The sequence below is a fragment of the Clostridium sp. genome (assembly GCF_051654825.1).
GTDB lineage: Bacteria > Bacillota > Clostridia > Clostridiales > Clostridiaceae > Clostridium.
Genome location: NZ_JBOFYU010000052.1, coordinates 1 through 26,559 on the forward strand (window position 1 = coordinate 1; position 26,559 = coordinate 26,559).

At 30.5% G+C, this 26,559-nt stretch carries 29 protein-coding genes and 7 tRNA genes; 32 read left to right on the top strand and 4 right to left on the bottom strand.

The window, feature by feature from the left end; all coding sequences use genetic code 11:
• The first annotated feature begins 144 nt into the window (after positions 1-144).
• From ACRDBA_RS03240 to ACRDBA_RS03290, 11 genes are all read left to right on the top strand, one after another.
• Complete coding sequence (locus ACRDBA_RS03240; RefSeq protein WP_438571497.1) at positions 145-384, top strand: DUF3343 domain-containing protein; 240 nt, start codon at positions 145-147, stop codon at positions 382-384.
• A gap of 25 nt (positions 385-409) precedes the next feature.
• Positions 410-1,291, top strand: a complete 882-nt coding sequence (locus tag ACRDBA_RS03245) for a mechanosensitive ion channel family protein (protein WP_438571498.1) — start codon at positions 410-412, stop codon at positions 1,289-1,291.
• 154 nt (positions 1,292-1,445) lie between these two features.
• Positions 1,446-1,631 (top strand): DUF951 domain-containing protein, encoded by a 186-nt coding sequence (locus ACRDBA_RS03250; RefSeq protein WP_438571499.1) that lies wholly within the window; start codon positions 1,446-1,448, stop codon positions 1,629-1,631.
• Positions 1,632-1,736: 105 nt separating this feature from the next.
• Complete coding sequence (gene rpsF / locus ACRDBA_RS03255) at positions 1,737-2,027, top strand: 30S ribosomal protein S6 (RefSeq protein ID WP_438571500.1); 291 nt, start codon at positions 1,737-1,739, stop codon at positions 2,025-2,027.
• A 13-nt stretch (positions 2,028-2,040) separates the two neighbouring features.
• On the top strand, positions 2,041-2,508 hold the full coding sequence (locus tag ACRDBA_RS03260) for a single-stranded DNA-binding protein (protein WP_438571501.1): 468 nt from the start codon (positions 2,041-2,043) through the stop codon (positions 2,506-2,508).
• A gap of 33 nt (positions 2,509-2,541) precedes the next feature.
• Positions 2,542-2,784 carry a 30S ribosomal protein S18 gene (gene rpsR / locus ACRDBA_RS03265; protein WP_438571502.1) on the top strand — a complete coding sequence of 81 codons (243 nt, stop codon included), beginning with the start codon at positions 2,542-2,544 and terminating at the stop codon, positions 2,782-2,784.
• Between the two features lie 147 nt (positions 2,785-2,931).
• Positions 2,932-3,249, top strand: coding sequence for a MazG-like family protein (locus ACRDBA_RS03270; protein WP_438571503.1), 318 nt, complete (start codon positions 2,932-2,934; stop codon positions 3,247-3,249).
• 22 nt (positions 3,250-3,271) lie between these two features.
• Positions 3,272-5,233, top strand: a complete 1,962-nt coding sequence (locus ACRDBA_RS03275; RefSeq protein ID WP_438571504.1) for a DHH family phosphoesterase — start codon at positions 3,272-3,274, stop codon at positions 5,231-5,233.
• Between the two features lies 1 nt (position 5,234).
• Positions 5,235-5,681 (top strand): 50S ribosomal protein L9, encoded by a 447-nt coding sequence (gene rplI / locus ACRDBA_RS03280; protein WP_438571505.1) that lies wholly within the window; start codon positions 5,235-5,237, stop codon positions 5,679-5,681.
• A 12-nt stretch (positions 5,682-5,693) separates the two neighbouring features.
• Positions 5,694-7,592 carry a Lon family ATP-dependent protease gene (gene lonC, locus ACRDBA_RS03285; protein ID WP_438571506.1) on the top strand — a complete coding sequence of 633 codons (1,899 nt, stop codon included), beginning with the start codon at positions 5,694-5,696 and terminating at the stop codon, positions 7,590-7,592.
• 146 nt (positions 7,593-7,738) lie between these two features.
• Complete coding sequence (locus tag ACRDBA_RS03290; protein ID WP_438571507.1) at positions 7,739-9,076, top strand: replicative DNA helicase; 1,338 nt, start codon at positions 7,739-7,741, stop codon at positions 9,074-9,076.
• A gap of 105 nt (positions 9,077-9,181) precedes the next feature.
• Here the strand turns inward: ACRDBA_RS03290 and ACRDBA_RS03295 are convergent, their stop codons facing one another.
• Positions 9,182-9,511 (bottom strand): Hsp20/alpha crystallin family protein, encoded by a 330-nt coding sequence (locus ACRDBA_RS03295; RefSeq protein WP_438571508.1) that lies wholly within the window; start codon positions 9,509-9,511, stop codon positions 9,182-9,184.
• Between the two features lie 137 nt (positions 9,512-9,648).
• On the opposite strand from ACRDBA_RS03295, the gene proC reads away from it, so the two are divergent.
• The gene (proC, locus tag ACRDBA_RS03300) at positions 9,649-10,443 is read left to right on the top strand and encodes a pyrroline-5-carboxylate reductase (RefSeq protein WP_438571509.1); all 795 of its coding nucleotides are present in this window, start codon (positions 9,649-9,651) and stop codon (positions 10,441-10,443) included.
• A gap of 25 nt (positions 10,444-10,468) precedes the next feature.
• On the opposite strand, the gene ACRDBA_RS03305 is transcribed toward proC, so the two are convergent.
• Positions 10,469-11,641 (bottom strand): NAD(P)-dependent malic enzyme, encoded by a 1,173-nt coding sequence (locus tag ACRDBA_RS03305; protein WP_438571510.1) that lies wholly within the window; start codon positions 11,639-11,641, stop codon positions 10,469-10,471.
• Positions 11,642-11,869: 228 nt separating this feature from the next.
• Between ACRDBA_RS03305 and ACRDBA_RS03310 the strand changes: the two genes are divergently transcribed.
• From ACRDBA_RS03310 to ACRDBA_RS03325, 4 genes are all read left to right on the top strand, one after another.
• Positions 11,870-13,159 (top strand): adenylosuccinate synthase, encoded by a 1,290-nt coding sequence (locus ACRDBA_RS03310; protein WP_438571511.1) that lies wholly within the window; start codon positions 11,870-11,872, stop codon positions 13,157-13,159.
• Positions 13,160-13,284: 125 nt separating this feature from the next.
• On the top strand, positions 13,285-13,479 hold the full coding sequence (locus ACRDBA_RS03315; protein WP_438571512.1) for a DUF1858 domain-containing protein: 195 nt from the start codon (positions 13,285-13,287) through the stop codon (positions 13,477-13,479).
• A gap of 77 nt (positions 13,480-13,556) precedes the next feature.
• Positions 13,557-13,739, top strand: a complete 183-nt coding sequence (locus tag ACRDBA_RS03320) for a DUF1858 domain-containing protein (protein ID WP_438571513.1) — start codon at positions 13,557-13,559, stop codon at positions 13,737-13,739.
• A gap of 135 nt (positions 13,740-13,874) precedes the next feature.
• Entirely contained in the window at positions 13,875-14,621 is a 747-nt protein-coding gene (locus tag ACRDBA_RS03325; RefSeq protein WP_438571514.1) for an acyl-[acyl-carrier-protein] thioesterase, read from the top strand.
• Positions 14,622-14,636: 15 nt separating this feature from the next.
• Here ACRDBA_RS03325 and ACRDBA_RS03330 read toward each other — a convergent pair whose 3' ends face one another.
• Entirely contained in the window at positions 14,637-15,896 is a 1,260-nt protein-coding gene (locus ACRDBA_RS03330) for an NAD(P)/FAD-dependent oxidoreductase (RefSeq protein WP_438571515.1), read from the bottom strand.
• A gap of 100 nt (positions 15,897-15,996) precedes the next feature.
• Between ACRDBA_RS03330 and ACRDBA_RS03335 the strand changes: the two genes are divergently transcribed.
• The 16 genes from ACRDBA_RS03335 (at position 15,997) to ACRDBA_RS03410 (ending at position 24,585) form a co-directional block, all read left to right on the top strand.
• Positions 15,997-16,578 (top strand): hypothetical protein, encoded by a 582-nt coding sequence (locus tag ACRDBA_RS03335; RefSeq protein WP_438571516.1) that lies wholly within the window; start codon positions 15,997-15,999, stop codon positions 16,576-16,578.
• Positions 16,579-16,718: 140 nt separating this feature from the next.
• A tRNA-Glu gene (locus tag ACRDBA_RS03340) sits at positions 16,719-16,793 on the top strand.
• 9 nt (positions 16,794-16,802) lie between these two features.
• A tRNA-Val gene (locus tag ACRDBA_RS03345) sits at positions 16,803-16,878 on the top strand.
• An 8-nt stretch (positions 16,879-16,886) separates the two neighbouring features.
• A tRNA-Asp gene (locus ACRDBA_RS03350) sits at positions 16,887-16,963 on the top strand.
• A gap of 43 nt (positions 16,964-17,006) precedes the next feature.
• Positions 17,007-17,081 (top strand) — tRNA-Glu (locus tag ACRDBA_RS03355).
• A 10-nt stretch (positions 17,082-17,091) separates the two neighbouring features.
• Positions 17,092-17,167, top strand: a tRNA-Val gene (locus tag ACRDBA_RS03360).
• Between the two features lie 8 nt (positions 17,168-17,175).
• A tRNA-Asp gene (locus tag ACRDBA_RS03365) sits at positions 17,176-17,252 on the top strand.
• A 42-nt stretch (positions 17,253-17,294) separates the two neighbouring features.
• A tRNA-Glu gene (locus tag ACRDBA_RS03370) sits at positions 17,295-17,369 on the top strand.
• Between the two features lie 286 nt (positions 17,370-17,655).
• A complete protein-coding gene (locus ACRDBA_RS03375; RefSeq protein ID WP_438571517.1) occupies positions 17,656-17,991 on the top strand; it encodes an NAD(P)H-dependent oxidoreductase in 336 nt (111 codons plus the stop codon).
• A 140-nt stretch (positions 17,992-18,131) separates the two neighbouring features.
• The gene (locus ACRDBA_RS03380; RefSeq protein WP_438571518.1) at positions 18,132-18,431 is read left to right on the top strand and encodes a hypothetical protein; all 300 of its coding nucleotides are present in this window, start codon (positions 18,132-18,134) and stop codon (positions 18,429-18,431) included.
• Positions 18,432-18,742: 311 nt separating this feature from the next.
• On the top strand, positions 18,743-20,062 hold the full coding sequence (locus tag ACRDBA_RS03385; protein WP_438571519.1) for an ABC transporter substrate-binding protein: 1,320 nt from the start codon (positions 18,743-18,745) through the stop codon (positions 20,060-20,062).
• A gap of 87 nt (positions 20,063-20,149) precedes the next feature.
• Positions 20,150-21,082, top strand: a complete 933-nt coding sequence (locus tag ACRDBA_RS03390) for a carbohydrate ABC transporter permease (protein WP_438571520.1) — start codon at positions 20,150-20,152, stop codon at positions 21,080-21,082.
• An 18-nt stretch (positions 21,083-21,100) separates the two neighbouring features.
• Complete coding sequence (locus ACRDBA_RS03395; RefSeq protein ID WP_438571521.1) at positions 21,101-21,970, top strand: carbohydrate ABC transporter permease; 870 nt, start codon at positions 21,101-21,103, stop codon at positions 21,968-21,970.
• 50 nt (positions 21,971-22,020) lie between these two features.
• Positions 22,021-22,983, top strand: coding sequence for an acetylxylan esterase (locus tag ACRDBA_RS03400; RefSeq protein WP_438571522.1), 963 nt, complete (start codon positions 22,021-22,023; stop codon positions 22,981-22,983).
• Positions 22,984-23,001: 18 nt separating this feature from the next.
• Positions 23,002-23,880: an N-acetylneuraminate lyase gene (locus ACRDBA_RS03405; RefSeq protein ID WP_438571523.1), complete on the top strand. Its 879-nt coding sequence runs from the start codon at positions 23,002-23,004 to the stop codon at positions 23,878-23,880.
• Between the two features lie 9 nt (positions 23,881-23,889).
• Positions 23,890-24,585, top strand: a complete 696-nt coding sequence (locus tag ACRDBA_RS03410; RefSeq protein ID WP_438571524.1) for an N-acetylmannosamine-6-phosphate 2-epimerase — start codon at positions 23,890-23,892, stop codon at positions 24,583-24,585.
• A gap of 58 nt (positions 24,586-24,643) precedes the next feature.
• Here ACRDBA_RS03410 and ACRDBA_RS03415 read toward each other — a convergent pair.
• On the bottom strand, positions 24,644-26,559 hold a 1,916-nt coding region (locus ACRDBA_RS03415; RefSeq protein WP_438571525.1), incomplete at its 5' end, for a glutamine synthetase III family protein.

Here is a 26,559-nt window from a genome sequence, read left to right on the forward strand (position 1 = left end):
TTTCATATATAAATATTGACGTTTAGGAGTAATTCTATACTGTCTTTTAAATTTCCAGCAGTCCTTTTTAAATTGTAGCAAGTTTAGGTACTGGAAATTAACTTAAAACTGTCTACAAAAGATATTATACGAGGAGGAAGAGACATGAATTATTTTATAATTGTATTTAAAAATACATTAGATGCTATGACAGCAGAAAGAACTTTAAAGGAAAAAGATTTTGAATTTAAGATGATGCCTACACCAACAGCTATAACTCAAAGCTGCGGATTATGTGTAAGAATTGAAAAAAAAGAATTAATAGATTATGTAATAAACGAAAATTTAGTTGCTTTTAAGAATATATATGAAAAGAGTAACGATGGTTACAATAATATTGCGTAGTATTTAAAGTAAAGTAGGTGATTAAATGAATAATTATCTAGCTATATTTAGCTTAGGTAGAAATGAAAGTGGACAAATTGGTATAACTATTAAATGGGAAGAACTTGAGGTTATCATAGGAAAAGGTATAAAAGTAGTAAGTATTTTCTTAATGATGTACTTTATTATCAAAATTGGTAATAAACTAATCGATAGATTTATGGAAAACCAAGTTAAGAGTAAATTAAGTTTTTCTATGAATGAACAAAAAGCTATAACAATAGGTGCTGTATTAAAAAGTGCTCTAAAGTATGGGGTATACATATCAGGAGCGGCCTTAATAATAGGAACCATATTTTCAGGCTTATCAGCAGCAGTTCTTGGAGTTGGAGGGTTTGCAGTTGGTATAGGAGCACAAAGTTTAGTTAAAGATTTAATTAATGGGTTCTTTATACTATTTGAAGATCAATATGGAGTAGGAGATCATATTACATTAGGACCTTATACTGGAATTGTAGAAGATATAGGAATAAGAACTACTGTTTTAAGAGATTTCACAGGCGATATTCATATAGTTCCTAATGGTAGTATATTAGAAGTTACAAATCACTCAAGGGGTGATATTAGATTCCTAGTAGATGTTGAAGTTGCTTATGAAGAGGATCCAGATAACGCTATAAAAGTAATAACATCAGCTTGCAATAAGTTTAAAAAGAAAAATGAAGAAGAAATAAGAGGAGATATTGAAGTTTTAGGAGTAATTTCTTTAAATGCTTCAGGAATAACAATTAGAGTTATTGGAAGAGCTAAACCTTTAAGTCAGTGGAAGATGGAAAGAGATTTAAGAAAAGAAATAAAGGTTGCATTAGATGAGGCAGGAATAGAAATTCCATATCCAAAAACACAACTAATAAATTCTAAAAATTAAATTTGAACATTTATTTTTTATATTTAATTAAATTAATTTAACTGAAGTAAAGAATTTACTTGTAGAAGAAATAAATAAGAAAAATAAAAAAATATAAGTTTAGTTGTATAAAAAAGATAGAATAGATAAGTATACAAAATGGAGGGGAAAACAAATGGTAGATACGTTTGAACTAGGTGATATTGTTGAAATGAAAAAGCAACATCCTTGTGGAGTAAAAACTTTTGAAGTTATAAGATTAGGCGCAGATATAAAGATAAAATGTACAGGATGTGGCAGAATAGTGATGTTACCTCGTAGTAAATTCCAAAAAGATGCAAAAAAAATAGTAAGTTTATAGCAATTAAAATAAAAAACTTGCAAAATAATTTCGCAACTGATAGAATATTGAATTGTAATCCCTGCTGTGTAATGCACAGCCAAAGTCCGAGGGGAGGAGGTGAAAATGATGAGAAAGTACGAAACTATATTTATACTACACCCATCATTAGATGAAGAAGCTTGTAAAGCTAACATCGAAAAGTTTAAAGGTGTAATAGAAAATGGCGGAGGAACTGTAGACAACGTTGACGTTTGGGGAAGAAGAAAGCTTGCTTACGAAATTTCAAAAGTTAACGAAGGTTTCTACACTTTAATCAACTTCAATGCTGATGCTGATTTACCAAAAGAGTTAGACAGAATATTCAGAATTACTGATGGTGTTTTAAGACACATCATAGTTAAACAAGAAGCGTAAGAGGTGAGAATGTATGAATAAGGTAATACTTATTGGTAGACTTACTAAAGATCCAGAGTTAAATTTTGCTGCTGGTAGCGGAACTGCTGTAACAAGATTTTCGTTAGCTGTAACAAGACCTTTTAAAAAGGATGAGACTGATTTTATCAACTGCATAGCTTTTGGTAAGACTGGAGAAACAATTGCGCAATATCTAACTAAAGGAAGACAATTAGCTATTTCAGGAAGCATTAGAACTGGTAGTTATGATGCTAAAGATGGTACAAAGAGATATACAACAGATGTTGTTGTAGATTCATTTGAATTCATTGGTTCAGGAAATGCTAATGGTGGAAGAGATAACAATAATTCATTCGGTAACGGTGGATATAACTCTTCAAATTCTGGTTCTGATTATTCAAATTCATCAAATAATGCATTTGGTGGAATGAATTTTGAAGATGACATGACTCCAGTAGATGATGGAGATATGCCATTTTAATAATGTCTAATATTTTATAAGGAGGTAACTAGCATGAGAGATATGAAAAGATCAGGAAAAATGAGAAGATCTAAGAGAAAAGTATGTGCTTTCTGCGTAGAAAAAGCTGAAGCTATTGATTATAAAGATATCACTAAGCTAAGAAAGTTCGTTACAGAAAGAGGTAAGATATTACCAAGAAGAATTTCTGGAACTTGCGCTAAGCATCAAAGACAATTAACGTCTGCTATAAAGAGATCAAGAAATATAGCATTATTACCATTCACAACTGAATAGTAATAATAACCCCTGCTTTGTCAGGGGTTTTTTGTTATATAAAAGATAAATTCATTTACATAAATTGTAATTGGATTTATAATTTGTTGCATTAATAAGTAATTATAATTAAAATATATATACAAGGGTAATTATGGGGGGAATAGAGTGAAAAGAGATGATTTAAATATAATGGCTAATATAAAAATGATAGAAAAGTTAAAAGCCAACTTATTATGTATAATTGGTGAGTTTTATCATTTATTAACAAAAGGAAGCAATGTAGCACAAGATTCTATTTTAAATTGCATATCAGGAGCTATACTTATTTTATATGTACTAGGACAAAAACTAGGATATTCATGTGAAGAAGTAGATGATGATGTAAAAAGAAAGCTACAAGCTGGAATAATAGAAGGTCATGAATATGAAAAGGATGGAAGAAGCTTAAGTAAGCTACAAAATCATTTAAAAAAGCATCATTAATTTAATGGTATAGGAGTCTTTTATGAAAAAAAAGCTAAAAGAAATTAAGTCAATGATAACACCTTTGATGTTTGTACTTTCATGTGTAGCATTTTATTATATCAATAGTGTTTTATTGGGAACTATATTACTAATAATATTTATTTTATTTACAATAATTGAAAATAGTAATAGTCATAATGATGAAGTTATTGATAATAATGAAGTTAAACATGTAGAAGAATTAAGGATAAACATAGATGAATCAGTAAATCAAAATGTATTTAATTTAGTTTTTCCAATGGCTATAATAAATAAAACTGGAGAAATTATATGGAGCAATAAAAAATTTACTGAATTTACTGAAGAAAATCCTATTGGCTTAAATGTAGTTAGTATAGCTAGAGGTCTTAATATTGAAAGACTATTAGCTTGTGATGAGGATTTATATCAAAAAATAAAAATAGCAGATTCATTGTATAAGGTATATGCAAGTAATATAAAACAAGATGAAAATAATGTTTATTTAGTTTACTTTAATGACATAAGCAATTTGAAGAATATAGAAAATACAAAAGAAAGTATTATGTTAATAGAAGTAGATAATTTAGCTGAAGCATTAGATACTACATCAGAAAGTGATAGACCAATGCTTGTAGCAGAAATTGAGAAATCAATTACTGCATATGCTCAAAAAATGAAGGCTATGATAATGAAGTATGACTCAAATAAATATATATTATCTGTTCAAGATAAGTATATAGATGAAGAGATAAATTCTAAATTCCCAATATTAGATAGTATATCTAATATTGACAGAGGGAATAAATTAGAAGTAACACTTAGCATAGGTGTTGGTAGAGGGGGAGCTTCCCCACAAGAAAATCAACATTTTGCATTAACAGCTAAAGAACTATCATTAGGTAGAGGTGGAGATCAGGTAGCTGTTAAAAATAATGAAAAAATAAGCTTCTTTGGTGGAAATAGTATAGAAATAGAAAAAAGAACCAGAGTAAGAGCAAGAGTTATTGCTCATGCATTAAAAGAGCTTATATATGAAAGTAGCAATGTATTTATAATAGGTCATATAACTCCAGATATGGATTGCTTTGGGTCTGCTGTAGGATTATCATCTGTAGTTAAACAGCTTGGTAAACCATGCAATATTATTATAAATAATGATATAAGTGCCATAGATTACTTTTTAAATAGATTAAAAGGTGATAGCAAGTATAATTCTTTATTTGTAACATCTGAGCAAGCAAATGAACAGTTAAATGAAAAGTCACTGCTTATAATAGTAGATGTTCATAATAGAGGATATATACAAAATTTAAATATTGTTGAAAAGGTACAAAGAAAAATAATAATAGACCATCATAGAAGGAGTCCTGATATTATTGAAGGTGCTATATTAAGCTATATTGAGGTATATGCTTCATCTACATCTGAAATGGTAACAGAAATCATTCAGTATATGGTCCAAAAGCCTAATATTAATAGAATTGAAGCAGAAGGATTGTTAGCTGGTATTTATATGGATACAAAAGGCTTTTCATTTAAAGCTGGTGTTAGAACCTTTGATGCAGCATCATTTTTAAGAGGTGTAGGTGCAGATATCACAGAAGTAAAGAAAATGTTTACTGATGATTTAGATGATTATTTATTAATTGCAGACACAATTAAATCAGCTAATGTTGAAAAGGGAGTTGCAATAGCAGTTTCACCAGAGAGAATTAAAGAAAGTTTTATGGTAGCTAAGGCTGCTGATGAACTTTTAAATATATCAGGGATAAAAGCTTGTTTTGTATTAGGAAAAATAAATGATGATATAATTATCAGTGGAAGATCTATGGGAGATACTAATGTTCAAGTTGTTTTAGAATCTCTTGGAGGTGGTGGTCATATGAATATGGCTGGCGCTAAATTAATTAATGTAACTGTAGAAGAGGCAATTGAAAAATTAAAGGTCTCTATTAAAAAATATTTAAGGATTGGTGAATAGCATGAAGGTAATATTATTACAAGACGTTAAAAAATTAGGGAAAAAAGGTGATGTTATAGAGGCATCAGATGGATATGCAAGAAACTTTTTATTCCCGAAAAAATTAGCTGAACAAGCAAATGATAATAACTTACACATATTAAATACAAAAAAAGAAAATGAAAGAAAGCAAAAATTAGCTGAATTAGAAGCTGCTCAAAAGTTAGCTGGAGAATTAAAAGGAAAAGAAGTAAGCCTAGAAGCTAAGAGCGGTGATAATGGAAGATTATTTGGAGCTATAACAAGCAAAGATGTAGCAGAATTAATTAATAAGAAATTTAACTTATCAATAGATAAAAAGAAAATAGTAATGGATACAATAAAACTAGCTGGTGGATATGAAATAGAAATAAAATTATATCCAGAAGTGACAACAAAGATGAGAGTTATAATTGTTCCAAAAGCATAAGGAGGATTTGCTTTGAAGTCATATGATGAAAGTAATTTAGAAAGTTTATTACAAAGTGATTTATCATTAGATGCACAAGTAAATGTATTAAATCAAATACTTAAAAATGTATTAGATGAAGGTGCAGTTAGAGCTAGAACTGTAAGATTTAAGCTTCAGAAGTATTCTACATCACCAGATGTATATGAAAGGGTTTATGCTCTTAATATGATAGCTTCTGATGGAAAAGGCGTAAAGACAGTTCCAAATGAAGGCAATGTGCATGATGTTTTAGAAGATACAGTATATTTTATATCAGAAAGCATAGCAAGAAAGTACGTTCAAAATAAAGTTGAAAGCCAAGTGGAAAGAGCACTAGCTGAAAGACAAGATAAGTTTATGGATGATATTAAGCTTTCTATAATAAAGAAACAAAAGGGACCTGAAAGCGGAAAAACTACTAAGAAATTAGAAAAATTAGAAGCTTTAGATGCTAAAAAGATTAATAAGAATGTTATGAGTCTTTTAAGACCAGAAAACTTTGAAGAAGTTGTTGGTCAAGAAAGAGCTATAAAATCATTAATTTCAAAAATGGCATCTCCATACCCACAACATATAATTTTATATGGACCTCCAGGAGTAGGAAAAACATCAGCAGCTAGATTAGCTTTAGAAGAAGCTAAAAAGCTGATTCATACACCTTTTGATGATGAATCTAAGTTTGTTGAAGTAGATGGTACAACTTTAAGATGGGATCCTAGAGAAATAACAAATCCATTATTAGGTTCAGTACATGATCCTATATATCAAGGAAGTAAAAAGGATTTAGCGGAAATAGGAGTTCCAGAACCAAAAACTGGACTTGTTACAGAAGCTCATGGTGGAGTGTTATTTATAGATGAAATAGGAGAATTAGATGACATTCTTCAAAATAAATTACTAAAGGTTCTTGAAGATAAAAGAGTAGAATACTCATCATCATATTATGATCCAGATGATGAAAATACTCCTCAATATATAAAGTATTTATTTGAAAATGGAGCACCGGCAGATTTTGTTTTAATAGGTGCAACTACTAAAGATCCAAGTCAAATAAACCCTGCATTAAGATCAAGATGTACAGAAGTTTATTTTGAACCATTATCATCTAGAGATATTGAAGGAATAATTGATAATGCATCTAAAAAGCTTAATGTAGAATTAGAAGAGGGTGTATCAGAGCTTATTAGTAGATATACTATAGAAGGTAGAAAAGCTGTAAATATATTATCAGATGCATATGGATATTCATTATATACAACAGGTAATGATAAACCAGATGGTCATATTGTAACTATTAATGATGTAGAACAAGTTATTTCAATAGGAAGATATACCCCATATGAAAGAATTGAAAATACTGAATCAGGAGTTACAGGTCATATACATGGACTAGGAGTTAGTGGATTTGTAGGATCTACTTTAGAAATTGAAGCTGCAGTTTTCCCTGCTAAGAAAAAAGGTATGGGAACAATTAAGTTTAATGAAACAGCAGGATCAATGGCTAAGGACTCTGTATTTAATGCAGCATCTGTAATAAGAAAGCTAACAGACAAAGATATTAAGGACTATGATATTCATGTTAATGTTGTAGGTGGAGGTAATATTGATGGACCTTCAGCAGGTGTAGCTATTACAGTTTGTATTATAAGTGCATTATTAGATAAGCCTATAAGACAAGATATTGCTATAACAGGTGAAATATCATTAAGAGGAAACGTTAAGCCTGTAGGTGGTATATTTGAAAAAATTTATGGTGCAAGAAGAAAAGGTATTAAATTAGTTATTGTCCCAAAAGCTAACGAAAAAGAAGTCCCTCTAGGACTAAATGACATAGAAGTTATGCCAGTAAGTCACATAGAGGAACTTATGGAGATAGTATTTGAGAAGTAATGTAGATTAAGCTTCCATCTGGAAGCTTAATTTTATTTTGCTATAAAATATAGAAAAATATACCTATGATATTTAAAATATATAAATTGTAAAGTTAAATTATTTTGATTATAATATCTTTAGGAATTGACAAAAGGAGGTTACAAATGGATACACCGGTTATGAGAAGTTTACCTCAAAGCATAGAGGCAGAGCAATCAGTAATAGGTTCAATGATAATTGATAGAAGTGCTATAGCTCAAGTATTAGAAAAGCTAAAAGAAGAAGACTTTTATAGAGATGGACATAAGGTTTTATATAAAGCTGTAAGAGATATGTTTTCACAAGATATGGCTGTAGACCTAGTAACCTTATTAGAATATTTAAAATCAACAGATATGTTAGATAAGTCAGGTGGGGTAACTTATATATCAGAATTAAGTGCTTCTGTACCAACTACTGCTAACTTAAGTGCATATATAAAAATTGTTGAAGAAAAGTCTCTTTTAAGAAAGCTTATAAAATCTTCAACTGCTATTATAGAGGAAAGTTATAATAAGCAAGATAAGGTTGAAGATGTTTTAGATTTAGCACAAAAGAAAATATTTGATATTGCTGAGAAAAAAGGGTCAAATGATTATGAACCTCTTTCACAAGTATTAGAAAGAGGATTTATTGAAATAGAAAAGCTATTTAATAACAAAGGTAGTATAACTGGAGTTGGTTCTGGAATTAGAGACTTAGATGCTAAGACATCAGGATTCCAAAAGGGTGATATGGTTCTTATAGCAGCCAGACCTTCAATGGGAAAGACTACATTTTCATTAAATATAGCTGAAAATGCTGCATTAAGAGAAGGAAAAAGTGTAGTTATATTTTCTCTGGAAATGTCTAAGGAGCAACTTGCATATAAGTTATTATGTTCAGAAGCTAATGTAGATATGTTAAAGCTTAGAACAGGTAACTTAGATGATGATGATTGGGAAAGAATAGCTATGGCAACAGGACCATTATCAAAGGCTAGAATATTTATTGATGATACAGCTGGATTAAGTGTAATGGATATGAGATCTAAGTGCAGAAAGATAAAAATGGAGCATGGTATAGATATGATATTAATTGACTACTTACAGCTTATGTCTGGTAGTGCTGGTAGTGAAAGTAGACAACAAGAGGTATCAGAAATATCAAGGTCTATAAAAGCTTTAGCTAAGGAAATGGAATGTCCTGTAATAGCCTTATCACAGTTATCTCGTGCTCCGGAACAAAGAGCAGACCATAGACCTATGTTATCTGACTTAAGAGAATCAGGATCAATAGAACAGGATGCTGACGTTGTTATGTTTTTATATAGAGATGAATATTACAATAAGGAAACTGAAGAAAAGAATATCGGTGAATGTATTATAGCTAAGCAAAGAAACGGTCCAGTTGGAACAGTTAAGATGGCTTGGATAGGTTCACACAGTAAATTTGCTAATTTAGAGTTAGTTTATAAAGATTAAAAGAATATATTTAAAGCTTTTAAATAAGAGTGCCAATAAGAGAAAGTTTCTTATTGCACTCTTTATTATTTTTATTAATATAATTTAGAGTTTATATTAAGATAATTAAAATTGAGAGGTTACTATTTTAGGAACCTTTAAATAAACTAAGTTTGCAGAGGCTATATTTTTACTTTTATCTATATCTATATCCTTTAAATAAAATGAACGCTTATAAGTTAGTAATTCATCATTTAGAGTCTTTAAAGAAAAATTCATTATTAAAAAATTATTTATATACTTTAGGCATATTTCATCCTTTTTTAAGTCTCTAAGATAAATATATATATTATAAAAATGCTCATTTTGAGTTATATTTATTATAGGATTATTATTTTTCTTTAAGGAGTTATTTTGAATTAATTCAGTTAATGCAAAGATGGTTTCCTTTTTCATATACATACCTCCTTATATAACTATAGTTTATGTTTAATTGGATAAGCTATGATATGAGGGTTATGGTGAAATTTATAAAATATAATTAAATAAGATAAAATTAGTAATTTAGAATAAAAAAGAGGGGGAAATATAAAATGAATATTGGTTTTATTGGATGTGGAAACATGGGTAAATCTATGGTTTTAGGGCTTATTAATTCTAAGACAATAGAAAAGAAAAATATATTAGTTTCTACTAAAACAGAAAAGTCAAAAGAAAAAATGATAAATGAAGAGGGTATTAACTGTACATTAAGTAATATAGAAGTAGCAAAGTTTTCAGATGTATTATTTTTAGCAGTAAAGCCTAATATGTATAAATCTGTGATAGATGAAGTAAAAGATAGTTTAAAGGAAGATGTAATAATAGTTACTATTGCAGCAGGTATAGAATTAGATAAAGTAGAGGAATGGTTTGGAAAAGATTTAAAGATAATAAAAACTATGCCTAATACACCAGCATTAGTTGGAGAAGGAATGTCAGCTATTTGTCCTAATAAAAATGTAAATAATGATGAATTAGAATACGTATGTAGCTTATATAATAGCTTTGGTAAATATGAAATACTAGAGGAAAAAGATTTCCATGGATTTATTGCCTTATGTGGGTCATCACCAGCTTATGTATTTATGTTTATAGAGGCTATGGCAGATGCAGCAGTAAAGATGGGAATACCAAGAGCTAAGGCATATAGAATGGCATCACAAAGCTTACTAGGCTCAGCTAAACTTGCATTAGAAACAAGTAAACATCCAGGAGAATTAAAGGATATGGTATGCTCTCCAGGTGGAACTACTATAGAAGCGGTTTTAGAGCTTGAAAATCAAGGATTTAGAAATTCAGTAATAAAAGCTATGGAAAAGTGTGCAGATAAATCAAAAAGCATGTAAAAAGGAGAGCTAGGCTCTCCTTTTGTTATATTCTAGATAATCCACTATTAATAGCAGCATTTTTAACTGCTTCTGCTACTAATTTTTGAACATTTAAGTCAAATGCTTTTGGAATTATAAAGTCAGGATTTAAATCCTCTTCTGATACAGAATTAGCAATAGCATATGCTGCAGCTATTTTCATATCTTCATTTATTTCAGATGCTCTAACATCTAAAGCACCTCTAAATATTCCAGGGAAAGCTAAAACATTATTTACTTGGTTAGGGAAATCAGATCTACCTGTACCAACAACTTTAGCACCTGCTTCCTTAGCATCAGCTGGGAAGATTTCAGGTATTGGATTAGCCATAGCAAATAATATAGCATCATTATTCATTGATGAAACCATTTCTTTAGATACTATATTAGGAGCAGATACCCCTATAAAGACATCAGCATTTTTAATTACATCTACTAATAATCCAGATTCATTATTTATGTTAGTTATTTGAGCTAATTCCTTCATAGAATCATTCATATAATCCATTCCTCTGTAGATAGCTCCACTTTTATCACACATTATTATATTTTTTGCTCCGCAAGATAAAAGTAACTTACCTATTGCAGTTCCAGCAGAACCAGCACCATTAATAACTATTTTAATTTCTTGTAGATTTTTACCTACTATTTTTAGTGCATTTATTAATCCGGCAAGCACTACTATAGCAGTTCCATGTTGATCATCATGGAAAACTGGTATATCTAATTTTTCTTTTAATCTTTTTTCGATTTCAAAGCATCTTGGAGCAGATATATCTTCTAAATTTATTCCCCCAAGTGTAGGAGCTATTCTAACGATTGTATCAACAATCTCATCTACATTTTTAGTGTCTAGAACTATTGGAAAAGCATCAACGTCAGCAAAAGCCTTAAACAATATTGACTTACCTTCCATAACAGGTAATGATGCTAGTGGACCTATATCACCTAATCCTAATACAGCAGTACCATCAGATATTACAGCAACAGTATTCCATTTTCTTGTGTATATATAAGCTTTTGATGGATCTTTATGTATTTCCTTACAAGGCTCGGCTACACCAGGTGTATAAGCTAAGCTTAAATCTTTTTCGTTTTCTATCTTACATCTTGATGTAATTTCAAGCTTACCTTTTAGTTCTTCATGATATTTAAGAGCTTCTTCATAAATGTTCATAATAACACTCCTTTTATAAAATATAATTAAAATTAATAAATAGCGTAAACTAAAGATATATAACAATTATACGAATTATTATAAAAAAATGCAAAAAATTATTCGCAAAAGAAGTTGAAAGTTTCATTCTACTTTGTTACTATGTTAGGTGGAGAGTATTTCTCTGATTAAAATTTGTTAATTTAAAACTATGGTAATTGTAGTTTTTTAATAAAGGAGGCAAAATAAATGTCAGCATTTATTGTTCTAGGAGCACAATGGGGAGATGAAGGTAAAGGAAAGATGACTGATTACTTAGCAGAAGAAGCTCAAGTAGTTGTTAGATTCCAAGGTGGAAATAACGCAGGTCATACAGTTGAAGTTGGAGATAAGCAATATAAGCTTCACTTAATTCCTTCAGGAATACTACATGATGAGAAATTAAATGTTATAGGGAATGGTGTAGTTGTAGATCCTATGGCTTTATTTAAAGAAATAGACTACTTAGAAGAAGAGGGTGTTAAAGTTACACCATCAAAGCTTATAGTTAGTGATAGAGCACACCTTATAATGCCATATCACAGAGTTTTAGACAAATTAAAAGAAAAGGCAAGAGGTAAAAATGACATTGGAACAACTGGTAAAGGTATTGGACCATGTTATACAGATAAATTTGAAAGATGTGGTATAAGAGTTTGTGACCTTATGCACAGAGAAGTTTTTGAAGAAAAATTAAAAGAAAATGTAGAAATGAAAAATGCATATATAACTAAGGTACTAGGTGGGGAAGCATTAAACTATGATGAAATACTTGCTGAGTACATGGCGTTTGCAGATAGATTAAGACCATACGTTCAAGATACATCTGTTAGAGTATATGATGAAATAAAGAAAGACAAAACAGTTTTATTTGAAGGTGCACAAGGGATGTTACTTGATATAGATTACGGAACTTACCCTTACGTAACATCATCAAATACTACAGCTGGAGGAGTAACGAATGGTGTTGGTATAGGACCTACAATGGTAACTAATGCTGTTGGTATTGCTAAAGCTTATACAACAAGAGTTGGTAAAGGACCTTTCCCAACAGAATTAGATAATGAAATTGGTGAATGGATAAGAGAAAAGGGTCATGAATATGGAGTAACTACTGGAAGATCAAGAAGATGTGGATGGTTAGATGCTGTTATATTAAAGACTACAGTTAGAGTATCTGGATTAACTTCATTATGTGTAACTAAGATAGATACATTAGCTGGATTAGAAAAGCTAAAGATTTGTGTAGGATATAAGTTTGACGATAAAGTTATAGATTATTTCCCAGCAAGCTTAGAAGATTTAGCTAAGTGTGAGCCAGTTTATGAAGAGTTTGAAGGTTGGGGAGAAGAAGTTGCAGAAGCAAGAAGCTTTGATGAACTACCTGAAAATGCTAAGAAGTACTTAAATAGAATTGCAGAGCTTACAGAAACTAAGATTTCAATAGTTGGTGTAGGACCAAGAAGAGATCAAACTATAAGAGTAACTAAAGAATTATAAGATATAACCTAGAAAGCTAGTCTTTCTAGGTTAATTTATTATAAGGGCATAAATAATATATACATTTAAGGGAATGATATTTATGTAAAATTGAAATTAGCTTAGAATGTAGGAGCGTAGATATTATGATAACAAAAGACATGACTATAAGTGAGGCTATTAGTAGAAACCACCAAGCTGAACAAATATTTATGACTAATAGAATTGGATGTGGAAGAACAAACATAAATGATAGTCAAACAATAGAAGAGGCATGTATTGAGCGTGGAGTAAATGTAGAACATTTACTAAGAGAGTTAAATTTTAATAGATATTATTAAATATAGCTTTATTGACTTTAAAAAATAAAGTGTATATAATATAAACATATTAAACGGAGTATATTGGAGGTGTTCTTATGATTACAAAGGATATGACAGTTGGAGAAGTTATAAAGTTAAAAGAGGGTGCAGCTGAAATATTAATGGGATTTGGAATGGGATGTGTTGGATGTCCTTCAGCACAATCAGAAACTTTAGAAGAAGCTGCAAGTGTACATGGATTAAGCTTAGAAGCTTTATTAGAGGCTTTAAATAAGTAAAAATAGTATTAAAAAGGGATTATATAGTATAGCTATATAATTCTTTTTTTATGTGAAAAATAAGTAAAAAAGTGGTATATTTATTATAATAAGAATTTAGATATACAGTAAATATAATATAGTTGGAGGTATATAATGGGTAAAAAGTTTAGCAAGGATTATGAGATACATTATTATGAAGTAGACTGTAATTTGAATTGTACGATTAAATCATTAATTAATTTTATAGAGGATATAGGAACAACTCAATCAGAGGGGTTAGGAGTTGGTATAGATTACTTAAATGAAAGAAAGATGGCATGGGTATTCTATCAATATGATATTAATATAAAAAGATATCCAAGGCATGGTGAAACTATAAAGATAGTAACTGAGCCTTATGGATTTAAGAGATTTTATGCTTTAAGAAGCTATGATATGTATGATGAGTCAGGAGAAAAGATAGTAGAAGCAAAGGCTGTATTTTTCCTAATTGATATAGAGAAAAGAAGGGCTATGAGAGTGCCAGCAGACCAATATGAAGTATATGGGGTTGATGGTGATATAAAGGGCAATGTAAACATTGAAAGATTAGAAAAGCTAGAAGAGGCTATGTATAGTAAAAGCTTTGGGGTAAGATTTAGTGATATAGATTCTAATAATCATGTTAATAATACTAAATATGTTGAATGGGCAATGGAATCATTACCTGTAGAAATTATAAAAGATTATGAACTTGAAAGAATAGTGGTTACATTTGAAAAAGAGTGTCACTATGGTCAGGAAATACAGTCAAAGTCAGCTGTTTTAGAATTAGAAGGTTATAAAATAAAATCAATACATAAAATTGAAAATACTGATGGAACAGAATTAACTAAGATTATTGGGTACTGGAAAAAGTAATGGAAAAGGCAAACTCTATGAGTTTGCCTTTGTTTTTTCATATATATTTTTAGCAACAAAGTTACCAGAACTCCATGCCCAATGTAAATTAAAGCCACCACAGTCTCCATTGACATCCATAATTTCACCACAGAAATATAAATTATCTACTAGGTTTGATTCAAGGGTTTTAGGATTAATATCATTAGTATCTATTCCACCTATAGTAACTTGTGCTTGATTAAATCCGTTAGTACCAGTACATTTAAAGTTCCATTCTTTAAATAGTGAAATAAGACGTTTTTTATCTTTCCATTCTAAATCATAGCAAGGAGTATGTAAGTTAGAAATTCCAGCTTGCTTAATAAGTGTAGGGATTAGCTTTTTATTTACAACACCTATTAATGCATCTATTAAAGGCCTATGAGAAAATACAGCTAAATGACCTTCTATAAAGTTTTCCATATCATCTAATGTTGATTTAGGCATCATATCCACCGAAATTTCAACATTTTTACCTTTACTTAAAGCTTTAGAAGCCTGACCTGATATTTGAAGAATAGGGGGACCAGATACACCGTAATCAGTAAATAGGACTTCACCAAATTCCTTTCTAATAGGTTTTTTATCAACTAGTAATGTTGTATAACCATCAAATTTTACTCCAGATAAAGCTTTTAAATGAGGATGGTCTAATTTTAATTGAACAATACCGGGAATAGTTTCTATTACTTTATGACCAAAGGATTTTGCAAGTGTGTATCCAGAACCATCTGATCCTGTTTTAACTGCTGATTTTCCTCCACAGGCTAAAAGTAATTTGTTACATGTGAATAACTTATGTTCTTCGTTATCTGTGGATAATTTAAAGTTTTTCCTTTTGTGGATATCTTTTAATTTGCAGCTTGTGTATAAAGGTATTCCTCTATCTTCTATAGCTAATCTAAAAATATCAACAACAGAAGAAGCTTGAAGTGATTGTGGATACATTTTACCACTTTGTAATTCAACAATAGGTAAACCTAAAGATAAAAAGAATGACTTAGCATCCTCTACAGAAAAAGTTGAAAGACAATCAATAAAAAAATCAGAGTTTTCACTATGAAAATTTTTAAAAGGAAAGGTTATATTATTGTTAGTAATATTACATCTACCATTTCCTGTTGTAAGAATTTTTTTTCCTATTCTATCAGTAGCTTCTATAATAGCTACATCTAAACCAAAATCTTTTGCAGTAATAGCTGCAGTTAATCCAGAAGCTCCGCCACCAACTATAATTAAATCATGATGTATCATAATATGTTAATCTCCTTGTTTTTTATTCATATTTAAATAAATTCTATCATAGTAATATAAGTTATAAAACTATGGAATACTATTTAAAGAGGTGATACTTGTGAAGGTGAGAGTTAAAAATGAAAAAAATAGTGATTTTAATAAAGAGTTTAAGGTAAGAAGAATGAACTATGATCAAGTAGTAGTTAATTATCCAAGTTCAAAGGGTATAAATATATTTTTAAACAATGATGTAGAATTTATTACAGAATCGGATATAGATGAATTTCTTATAAAAAATAAGTGCTTTTTAAAAATAAAATTAAATAGAGGAATTTCTATAGCTTTTTATAAAGTTTTATTAGATACAATACAAAGTCAGTTTGAATTAGAAATTAAATCATTAAATTTACTAAAGGATAAGTACAAAGTAAATAAAAGAGGTATTTGGGATAAAGAAATAGTTTGTATGATAAATGATAGTATTCCAATTAATATTATTGCCAATGGAGAAAATTTTAAAAAAACAGGGTATAATGTTTTTATAGAAGAAATAAAAAAAGAGGATTTTTTAGAACTTTGTGTCTTTGAAATTAAAAAAATTGAAAAAGAAATTGAAGAAAAACAGTTACAACTTTCTAGATATGGGATGGCTATAAATGGCGTAAAATCAGGGGTTGAACAAGTGCTGATGATAGAGTAGAAAGATACTTTCTAAAAAAAATAAAAAAAACTTTAGTAAAAGTGTTGACACTATATTAAAAATTATGTATTATAGGTAATGTGCTCGAGAGGAAAACGAGTTGAAACAAACAAGTAAAACAAACGAGTAAAGATTAATAAGGCTCCTTGGTCAAGCGGTCAAGACACCACCCTTTCACGGTGGTAACAGGGGTTCGATTCCCCTAGGAGTCACCATTTTATTTTGGGCGCATAGCTCAGCTGGGAGAGCATCTGCCTTACAAGCAGAGGGTCACAGGTTCGATCCCTGTTGTGCCCACCAAGATAAATGGCTCAGTAGCTCAGTTGGTTAGAGTACCGGCCTGTCACGCCGGGGGTCGAGGGTTCGAGTCCCTTCTGAGTCGCCAATTTATTTTTAAGTTGGCAAATAACCAAAAAACAATTTAATAAGGCTCCTTGGTCAAGCGGTCAAGACACCACCCTTTCACGGTGGTAACAGGGGTTCGATTCCCCTAGGAGTCACCATTTTTATTTTGGGCGCATAGCTCAGCTGGGAGAGCATCTGCCTTACAAGCAGAGGGTCACAGGTTCGATCCCTGTTGTGCCCACCAAAATAAATGGCTCAGTAGCTCAGTTGGTTAGAGTACCGGCCTGTCACGCCGGGGGTCGAGGGTTCGAGTCCCTTCTGAGTCGCCAATTTATTTTAAATTGGCAAATAACCAAAAAGTAACTTAATAAGGCTCCTTGGTCAAGCGGTTAAGACACCACCCTTTCACGGTGGTAACAGGGGTTCGATTCCCCTAGGAGTCACCATTTTAAAGCGAATTCATTAATTTGAATTCGCTTTTTTTATATTACAAGGGTATTATAATACTTTGAAATATGTGGAAACTTATGTATAATAGTGAGATGAGTATGTGCAGACAATATAAATTGACAAGGTTATAAATGAACTATTAGAGAATCACTTCTAATAGTTTAGAAAATTGAAGTGGCATAGAGTTAGAGTGATGGAATACTTTTGTATAATACAAATACATTTTATACAGATAAATCACTATCACTAATATTAAATAATGAGTAAAAGGATTTAGATTAGATGAGATTATTAATAAATGACTTAAAAGAGGAAGAGTTAAAAAGATACTTTAAAGAAATACCTAACGATATAATTACTATATCAAATAACAGTAGTATAAAAAAATGTGTTGGTTGTTTTAATTGTTGGATAAAAACTCCTGCAACTTGCGTGATTAAGGATGACTATCAAGAGATGGGCAAGATGATCTCTCAAAGTGAAGAGATTATAATAGTTACAAAATGTACTTACGGAGGATATAGTCCTTTTGTAAAAAATGTAATGGATAGGAGTACATCATACATCCATCCGTATTTTACAATAAGAAATGGAGAGATGCATCATATATATACGTAGACGGTATACCATCTCATTTACTAAATACATTAGTAGGATTAGAAGCGTACTTAAAGTTAAATACAACAAATGATACAATTGTTTATACGGTAGCTAATTGTGGTTTTTATGAAGGGAGACAAAATAGTATAGCTATAGAAATGATGAAGAATTGGTGTAAAAAATCTAACTTGACATGGGGGCAAGCTATAGGAACTGGAGCAGGAGAGATGATTGGTTCGATAAAAGATGTTCCAATAGGCTATGGACCTAAGAAGAATCTAGGAAAAGTATTAAACATACTAGCAAATAATATTTTAGAAGGCAAAAGTGGAGAAGATTTATTAATATCACCTAATTTTCCTAGGTTTGCTTTTAAAATGGCTGGAAATATGTTTTGGAATTCAAAAGCAAAATCAAATGGTTTAAAGAAAAAGGATTTATTTAAAAAGCATTTGTAATATAAGTAAAATGCCTCAATCACCAGGGGAACATGATTTTTTTAATCCAGTTTGATATTGAACTGTTATATCTTATAATATTTTACAAAGCCGAGAATATATTTCTCGGCTTTTATTATATTTAAGATACTATTAATATCAAAACTTACTAAGAAATATTACGTGGAAATTCTGCCTAGAAAAAGTTATAAAAGTATTTAATTAAAATATTTATTTTACTTTTGGCATAATAAGTAAAAAGCCAGAATAATAATAAAGGGTAAAGCAACATAATGCTAAATTTAAAATCATATTTAAGAGGGGGATATTTTGTGAAAAAGCTAAAATTAATAACTACTATTTTATTAACAGCAACATTGGGAATGACACTTTTAACTGGATGTGGAGGAACGACTGATAAGGCGGAGGACAAGCCAAGTGATTCAGGAAAACAAACTGAAATTACATGGTGGAACTTCCCTAACTTTGATGTAAAAGATGGAAGCTATGAAAAAGAAATTGTAGAAGCATTTGAAGCTAAAAACCCTGACATAAAAGTAAAGGTAGAAATGATTTCATTTAATGGTGGAGGAGAAAAAATAAATGCTGCAATAGCATCAAATTCAGCTCCAGATGTACTTTATGATGCACCAGGAAGAATAATTGATTATGGAAGACAAGGTTTACTTGCAGATGTAAACGACATGATAGACAAATTAGATGGAGATGTCCAAGAATCAATATTACAAGGTTGTAGAATAGATGAAACATATTATATGTATCCATTTAACACTACTGTATTTAATATGGCAGTAAATAAAACTATGTTTGAAGAAGCAGGACTTTTAGATTTATTACCACTTGATAGAGAAGGTAGAACTTGGACTGTTGAAGAATTTGAAAAGGCATTAAGAGCTATTAAAGAAGCAAAACCTGATGTAGTTCCTATGACATTTTATAGTAAGAGTACAGCAGGGGATCAAGGAACTAGAGCATTTTTAGCAAACCTTTATGGTGGTTCAATATTAAATGACGATTTAAGTGCATATACATTAGATTCTCCAGAAATGGTTAAATCAATGGAATGGGTTAAGGCTGGAGTAGAAGAAGGAATAATAGGAAAAGGTGGAGAAGCATTAGCTTCAAATGATGCAATTGACTTATTTATAAATGGAAAAGCTGCATTTACAATATTATATTCACCAGGTTTAGCAAAGAGTAATATTGAAAATAAAGTAGGTAATTTTGAAGACGTTATGTTAGCGTTACCATCACCTAATGAACCAAAGCTTGAATCATTAATAGGTGGTTTATGTGTATTTGATAATGGCGATGAAGCTAAGATAGAAGCTTCTAAGAAGTTTATTGATTTCTTATGTAATGACCCTGAATGGCAAGAAAAGAATATTATTTCAACAGGTACTTTCTCAGTAAGAGATTCAATAAAGGGATTATATGATTCAGAAGAAATGAAGGCTGTTGAAGCTATGGGTAAATTTACAGCTCCTTACTATAATACAGTACCAGGATTTGCTGAAATGAGAACTCACTGGTTCCCAGCATTACAAGAAATAACTTTATCACAAAAAACTCCAGAGGAAGCATTAAAAGCTTTAAATGAAAAGGCAAATGCTACTTTAAAAAATAATTAAGGTTAAAAAATAAAATTAAAGAGTTAGATTAGAAGAATAAAAGGACAGTCTAACTCTTTTATTTAAATTAATAAAGGGGGCGAAATAATGTTAGATGTGGCAAAAGATACTAAAATTGATAACGGTAGAAAAAAGAAGTTAAAACATAGTAAATTACAAAAACGTGAATGGGTTTCTGCTTATTTATTTTTATTACCAGCAGCAATATTTTTTATAGGGTTTGTTGTAATTCCAATGATAGGTGGAATAGGTATGAGCTTTTTTGACTATACCTTAAGAAATTCAGAGTTTATTGGTTTTGATAATTATGTAAACATTTTTAAAGATGAGGTATTCTTAAAATCCTTATGGAATACAATGTTTTTAGTTATAGGTAATGTACCATGTGTTATGGTGTTTTCATTATTTGTAGCAACTACTATCTATAAAAGATCATCAAAAATTAGAAGCTTTTTTAGATCAGTATTTTATTTGCCAGCTATTGCATCAGTAGTATCTATAACACTAGTATGGGGATGGATATTACATCCAAACTATGGAATTTTAAATTATATTATAGAACAATTTGGTGGGCAACCACAATTATGGTTAGCAGATGCTAAGGTAGCTAAAATAGCTATGTTAATAGTATTAGTAACGTTATCTGTAGGGCAACCTATAGTTTTATATATGGCAGCATTAGGAAATGTTCCAAAGGATTACTTAGAAGCAGCAGAAATTGATGGAGCTTCTTCTAAGCAAATATTTTGGAAGATAACATGGCCTCTTTTAAAGCCAACAAGTCTTTATATTTTTATAATAACAACAATAAATTCCTTCCAGTGTTTCTCCATAATTCAGCTTTTAACAGCTGGGGGACCAAATTATGCAACTACAACAATAATGTATCAAGTTTATGAAAGGTCATTTACCTTAGGTAAATTTGGACTAGCATCCTCAATGGGTATGGTTTTAGCAATTATAGTTGTAGCTATATCAATAATACAATATAAGTTCCTTGGAACTGATATTGATTTTTAATGGAAGGGAGAGAAGAATATGTTTGGAAAAGGAAAGAAGAAAAAGGAAGAAGAATTATACGATCATAGACTTAAGTGGACACCAGGAAATATTACAGCAATGGTAATACTTTGTATTGCAACAATAATATTTATTTTCCCGTTTTACTGGATAGTATCAGGATCATTTAAGGTGCAAGAAGCTACTATGGCAATACCGCCACAATGGATTCCAAATGATCCAACCTTAAAAAACTGGACTGATTTAGCAGCATTACCATTAGGGAGATGGACTTTCAATAGCTTTTTTATAGCTATTTCAACAACTATATTAGTATGTGTAACATCAGCCTTTGCAGGTTATGTTCTTGCTAAAAAGAGGTTCCCAGGTAGAATGCTTATATTTTGGATGTTAATAGCAGCTATGGCTCTACCAAAACAAGTTATTATGGTTCCTTTATTTACAATACTAACTAAACTTAATTGGATAGATACTTACCAAGCACTTATACTTCCAGCTGTAGGATGGCCATTTGGTATTTTCTTAATGAAGCAATTTAGTGAAACTATACCAAGTGAATTAATAGAGGCAGCAAAAATAGATGGATGTAGTCAATTAGGGATATTTAAAAATGTAGTTTTACCAATAGTTAAGCCTGGCCTTGGAGCATTAGCTATATTTACATTTATTTCTTCATGGAATGATTACTTTATGCAATTAATCTTAATAAGAAGTAAAGATATGCAAACTTTACCTTTAGGAATAGCTACTGTACAAGCTGAGTTTACTAGTAATTATGGATTACTTATGGCAGGGGCAGCTCTTGCATCAATACCTATGATTATAATTTTCTTAATATGTCAAAAATCCTTTACTCAAGGAATAACTATAGGGGCAGTAAAAGGTTAAAGCATATTTGTTTAATTAAAAGAAGATATTTATAGGAGATGATTTTAATTATGCCAATGGTAGATATGCCATTAAAGGAACTTTATGAATATAAGGGAATAAACCCAATGCCAAAGGATTTTGATAGCTTTTGGGATGAGAATTTAGAAAAGCTAGAAGAAGTAGATAGAAAGGTTGAATTGATAGAATCTGACTTTAAGGTTTCCTTTGCAAAATGTTATCACCTTTACTTTACAGGAACTAATGGGGCAAGGGTACATGCTAAGTTTATTAAGCCTAAAAAAATAAATGGAAAGGTGCCTGCAATATTAGAGTTTCATGGTTATGGAGGGAATAGCTTAGATTGGTCATCAAAGTTAAAATATGCTGCAAGTGGTATTTGTATAGCAGCATTAGATTGTAGAGGACAATCAGGTCTTTCAGAAGATGTTGGGGGCGTAAAAGGGATAACTGTAAAAGGTCATATAGTAAGGGGGCTTGGAGAAGGAAAAGAAAAGCTACTATATAAGGATATATTTTTAGATACAGTTTTATTAGCACGAATAATTATGGAAATGGATTTTATAGATGAAAAAAGAGTAGCTACAAAAGGTGGTTCTCAAGGAGGGGCATTAGCATTAGCTTGTGCAGCATTAGAAAAAAGAATAAAAGCTACATTTGCTATATATCCATTTTTATGTGATTACAAAAGAGTTTGGGATATGGATTTAGGTGGAGATGCTTATATTGAAATAAAAAGATATTTTAAATTTATAGATCCAACTCATGAAAAGGAAGATGAAATATTTAATACATTAGGTTATATAGATATACAAAATTTTGCTCATAGAATTAAGGGCGAGGTAAATGTAGCTACAGGATTAATGGATACTACATGTCCTCCATCAACTCAATTTGCAATGTTTAATAAAATATTATCGAAAAAGAATATGATTGTTTATCCAGAGTATGGACATGAGGATGTACTTTATGGATTAGAAGATAAAATGTATAAATGGGCACTAACTATATAAAAAATTTGGAGGGCAAGTATGAAGGGGTTATATTCAGCCTTATTAATATCATTTGATAAAGATGGAAATATTAATGAAAAGGGAACTAGAGAAATAATAAGACATAATATTGATGTTTGTAAAATGGATGGTTTATATGTTGGGGGAAGTACAGGGGAAAACTTTATGCTTTCTACTGAAGAGAAAAAAAGAATTTTTAAGCTAGCAAAAGAGGAAGTTAAAGATGAGGTAACTCTTATAGCACAAGTAGGTTCAGTAAATGTTAAGGAAGCTGTAGAGCTTGCTAAATATGCTACAGAGCTTGGATATAATGCTATATCAGCAGTAACACCATTTTATTATAAGTTTGATTTCCAAGAAATAAAAAATTACTACAATACTATTATAAATTCAGTAGATAATAAAATGATAATTTACTCCATTCCATTTTTAACTGGTGTAAATCTATCAGTAGAGCAATTTGGAGAGTTATTTCAAAATGAAAAAATAATAGGAATAAAGTTTACAGCAGGAGACTTTTATTTATTAGAGAGGGTTAGACAAGCGTATCCTGATAAATATATATATGCAGGCTTTGATGAAATGCTTTTGCCAGCAACTGTTTTAGGAATAGATGGGGCTATAGGGTCAACTTATAATTTAAATGGCTTAAAGGCTAGGGAAATATTTGAATGTGCTAGAAGTGGAAAAATAGATAGAGCACTTCAGCTTCAACATGAAACTAACGATTTTATAATAGAAATTTTAGATAATGGAATATACAATACATTAAAGCTTATATTAAATGAAATGGGTATTGATGCAGGGTATTGTAGAGAACCTATGAAAAAGCCAGAGGAAAAGCAAATTAATAGGGCTAAAGAAATTAAAAGAAAATATTTTGATATAAAGAAATAAGAGGTATATATGAAGGAAAGTTTTATAGAAAAGGTAAGAGGTGGACTAATAGTTTCTTGTCAGGCTTTAGATGATGAACCTCTTCATAGTTCATTTATAATGGGAAGAATGGCAAGGGCTGCAAAAATAGGTGGAGCTATTGGAATACGAGCAAATACCATAGAAGATATAAGAGAAATTAAAAAAGAAGTAGACTTACCTGTTATAGGAATTATAAAAAAGGTTTATGGAGAGTCTAATGTTTATATAACCCCAACATTAAAGGAAATAAGGGAACTTTGCAATCTAGGAATAGTAGATGTAATTGCTATAGATGCAACAAAAAGAGATAGACCAGATGGAAGTGACTTATTTGAAGTAGTAAGAACTATAAAATCAGAATTTAAAGATGTGCTTTTAATGGCTGATATTTCTGACTTAGAAGAGGCTATTATAGCAGAAAACTATGGATTTGATTTTGTTGGAACTACTCTTTATGGATATACAGATTACACTAAAGGTTTAAATATAGAAGATAATGATTTTGAGTTTTTAAAGAAAGTAATAAAAGCTATTAATATTCCTGTTATTGCAGAAGGGAATGTTGATACTCCTATAAAGGCTAAACGATGCTTAGAACTTGGAGCATTAGCTGTAGTAACTGGTGGAGCTATTACAAGGCCACAGCTTATTACTAAGAAGTTTGTAGATGAAATAAATAAATAGTAATAGCACCTAAAAGGTAAAAATACTTTTAGGTGCTATTTTCTTGAAATTATATTATTTATATTCCATAAAGCAACTCAACATAGCTTGGTAGTGGCCAATATTTCTTACCAACTATTAGTTCAAGTTCATCAGAATATTTTCTTATATCTTCCATAGAAGGTATTATAGTTGAATGATAAAACTCAGCTGTTTTTAAATTATCTTCTGATTCTTCAAACTCTGAAACTAAGGTATTAAGTCCTTCAGCTGATAAATATAGTTTGTCTGCTAAATCAGAAGCTTTAGTTAATAAACCTTCTTCCATTTTTGAAGTAGCTTTAAAAGGTAATGATGTTTTTGCTAATATAGAAGAACTTAAATCATTCATAAAGCTCATCACTGATGGAAGAATTTCTTTTCTAGTAATATCTAAAAGTGTAAGAGCTTCAATATGGATAAGCTTTGAGTAATTTTCTAATAAAATATTATATCTTGAATAAATTTCTGAAACAGTAAATATTTTATGATCTTCAAATAACTTTATATTTTTATCTAAAATAAAGTATGGTATAGAATCAACAGTTGATTTTATATTTAAAAGACCACGGCTAGCTGCTTCATCAAGCCAAGCATCAGAATAGTTATTTCCATTAAATATTATTCTCTTATGATTTTTAATAGTAGTTTTTATTAAATTAGTTAAGGCTTTAGTAAAGTCATAGTCATGAGATGATTTATCTTCTAATATATCTGCAAATTCCATTAATGTTTGAGCTACTATTGTATTAAGAACTATATTAGGACCAGATAGTGAGAATTCAGATCCTAGCATTCTAAATTCAAATTTATTTCCTGTAAAGGCAAATGGTGAAGTTCTATTTCTATCAGTAGTATCTTTTGGGAATTTAGGAAGTATATCTACTCCAACTTCCATACAAACCTTAGATCTAGTAGCATAAGACGAATCACTTTCTAAACATTCTAAAATTTCAGTAAGTTCATCACCTAAGAACATTGATAATATTGCGGGTGGAGCTTCATTTGCACCTAATCTATGGTCATTTCCAGCACTGGCAGCACCAAGTCTAAGTAAATCTTGATAATCATCTACTGCTTTAATAATTCCGCATAGGAAAACTAAAAATTGTGCATTTTCTTCAGGGGAATCTCCTGGCTCTAATAGGTTTATACCTGTATCAGTAGAAAGTGCCCAGTTATTATGCTTACCAGAACCATTAATACCATTAAAAGGCTTTTCATGTAAAAGGCAAACTAACTTATGTCTTTTAGCTATAGTTTTCATTAACTCCATAGTAATTTGATTATGATCTGTAGCTATATTTGTAGTAGTAAATATAGGAGCTAATTCATGTTGAGCAGGAGCAACTTCATTATGCTTAGTTTTAGCTAAAATACCAAGCTTCCATAACTCCTCATCTAAGTCCTTCATAAATTCAGCAACTCTTGGTTTAATAGCTCCAAAGTAATGGTCCTCAAGCTCTTGACCCTTTGGAGCACGAGCCCCTACTAAGGTTCTTCCTGTTAATATTAAGTCAGGTCTTTTATTATATAAATCTTCATCTACTAGGAAATATTCTTGTTCTGCTCCTACAGTCGTAATTACTTTAGATACATCTTCATTTCCAAATAGCTTTAATATTCTAAGGGCTTGTTTATTTAAAGCATCCATTGAACGTAATAATGGAGTTTTCTTATCTAAAACTTCTCCGCTATAAGAATAGAAAACTGTTGGAATACATAGTATGCCATCTTTAATAAAAGCATAAGATGATGGGTCCCAAGCTGTATATCCTCTAGCTTCAAATGTTGCTCTAAGTCCACCAGAAGGGAAACTTGAAGCATCTGGCTCTCCCTTAATTAATTCCTTACCTGAGAATTCCATAATTATGTGTCCATCCGAAGTTGGAGAAATAAAGCTTTCATGCTTTTCAGCAGTTATACCAGTCATAGGTTGGAACCAGTGAGTATAGT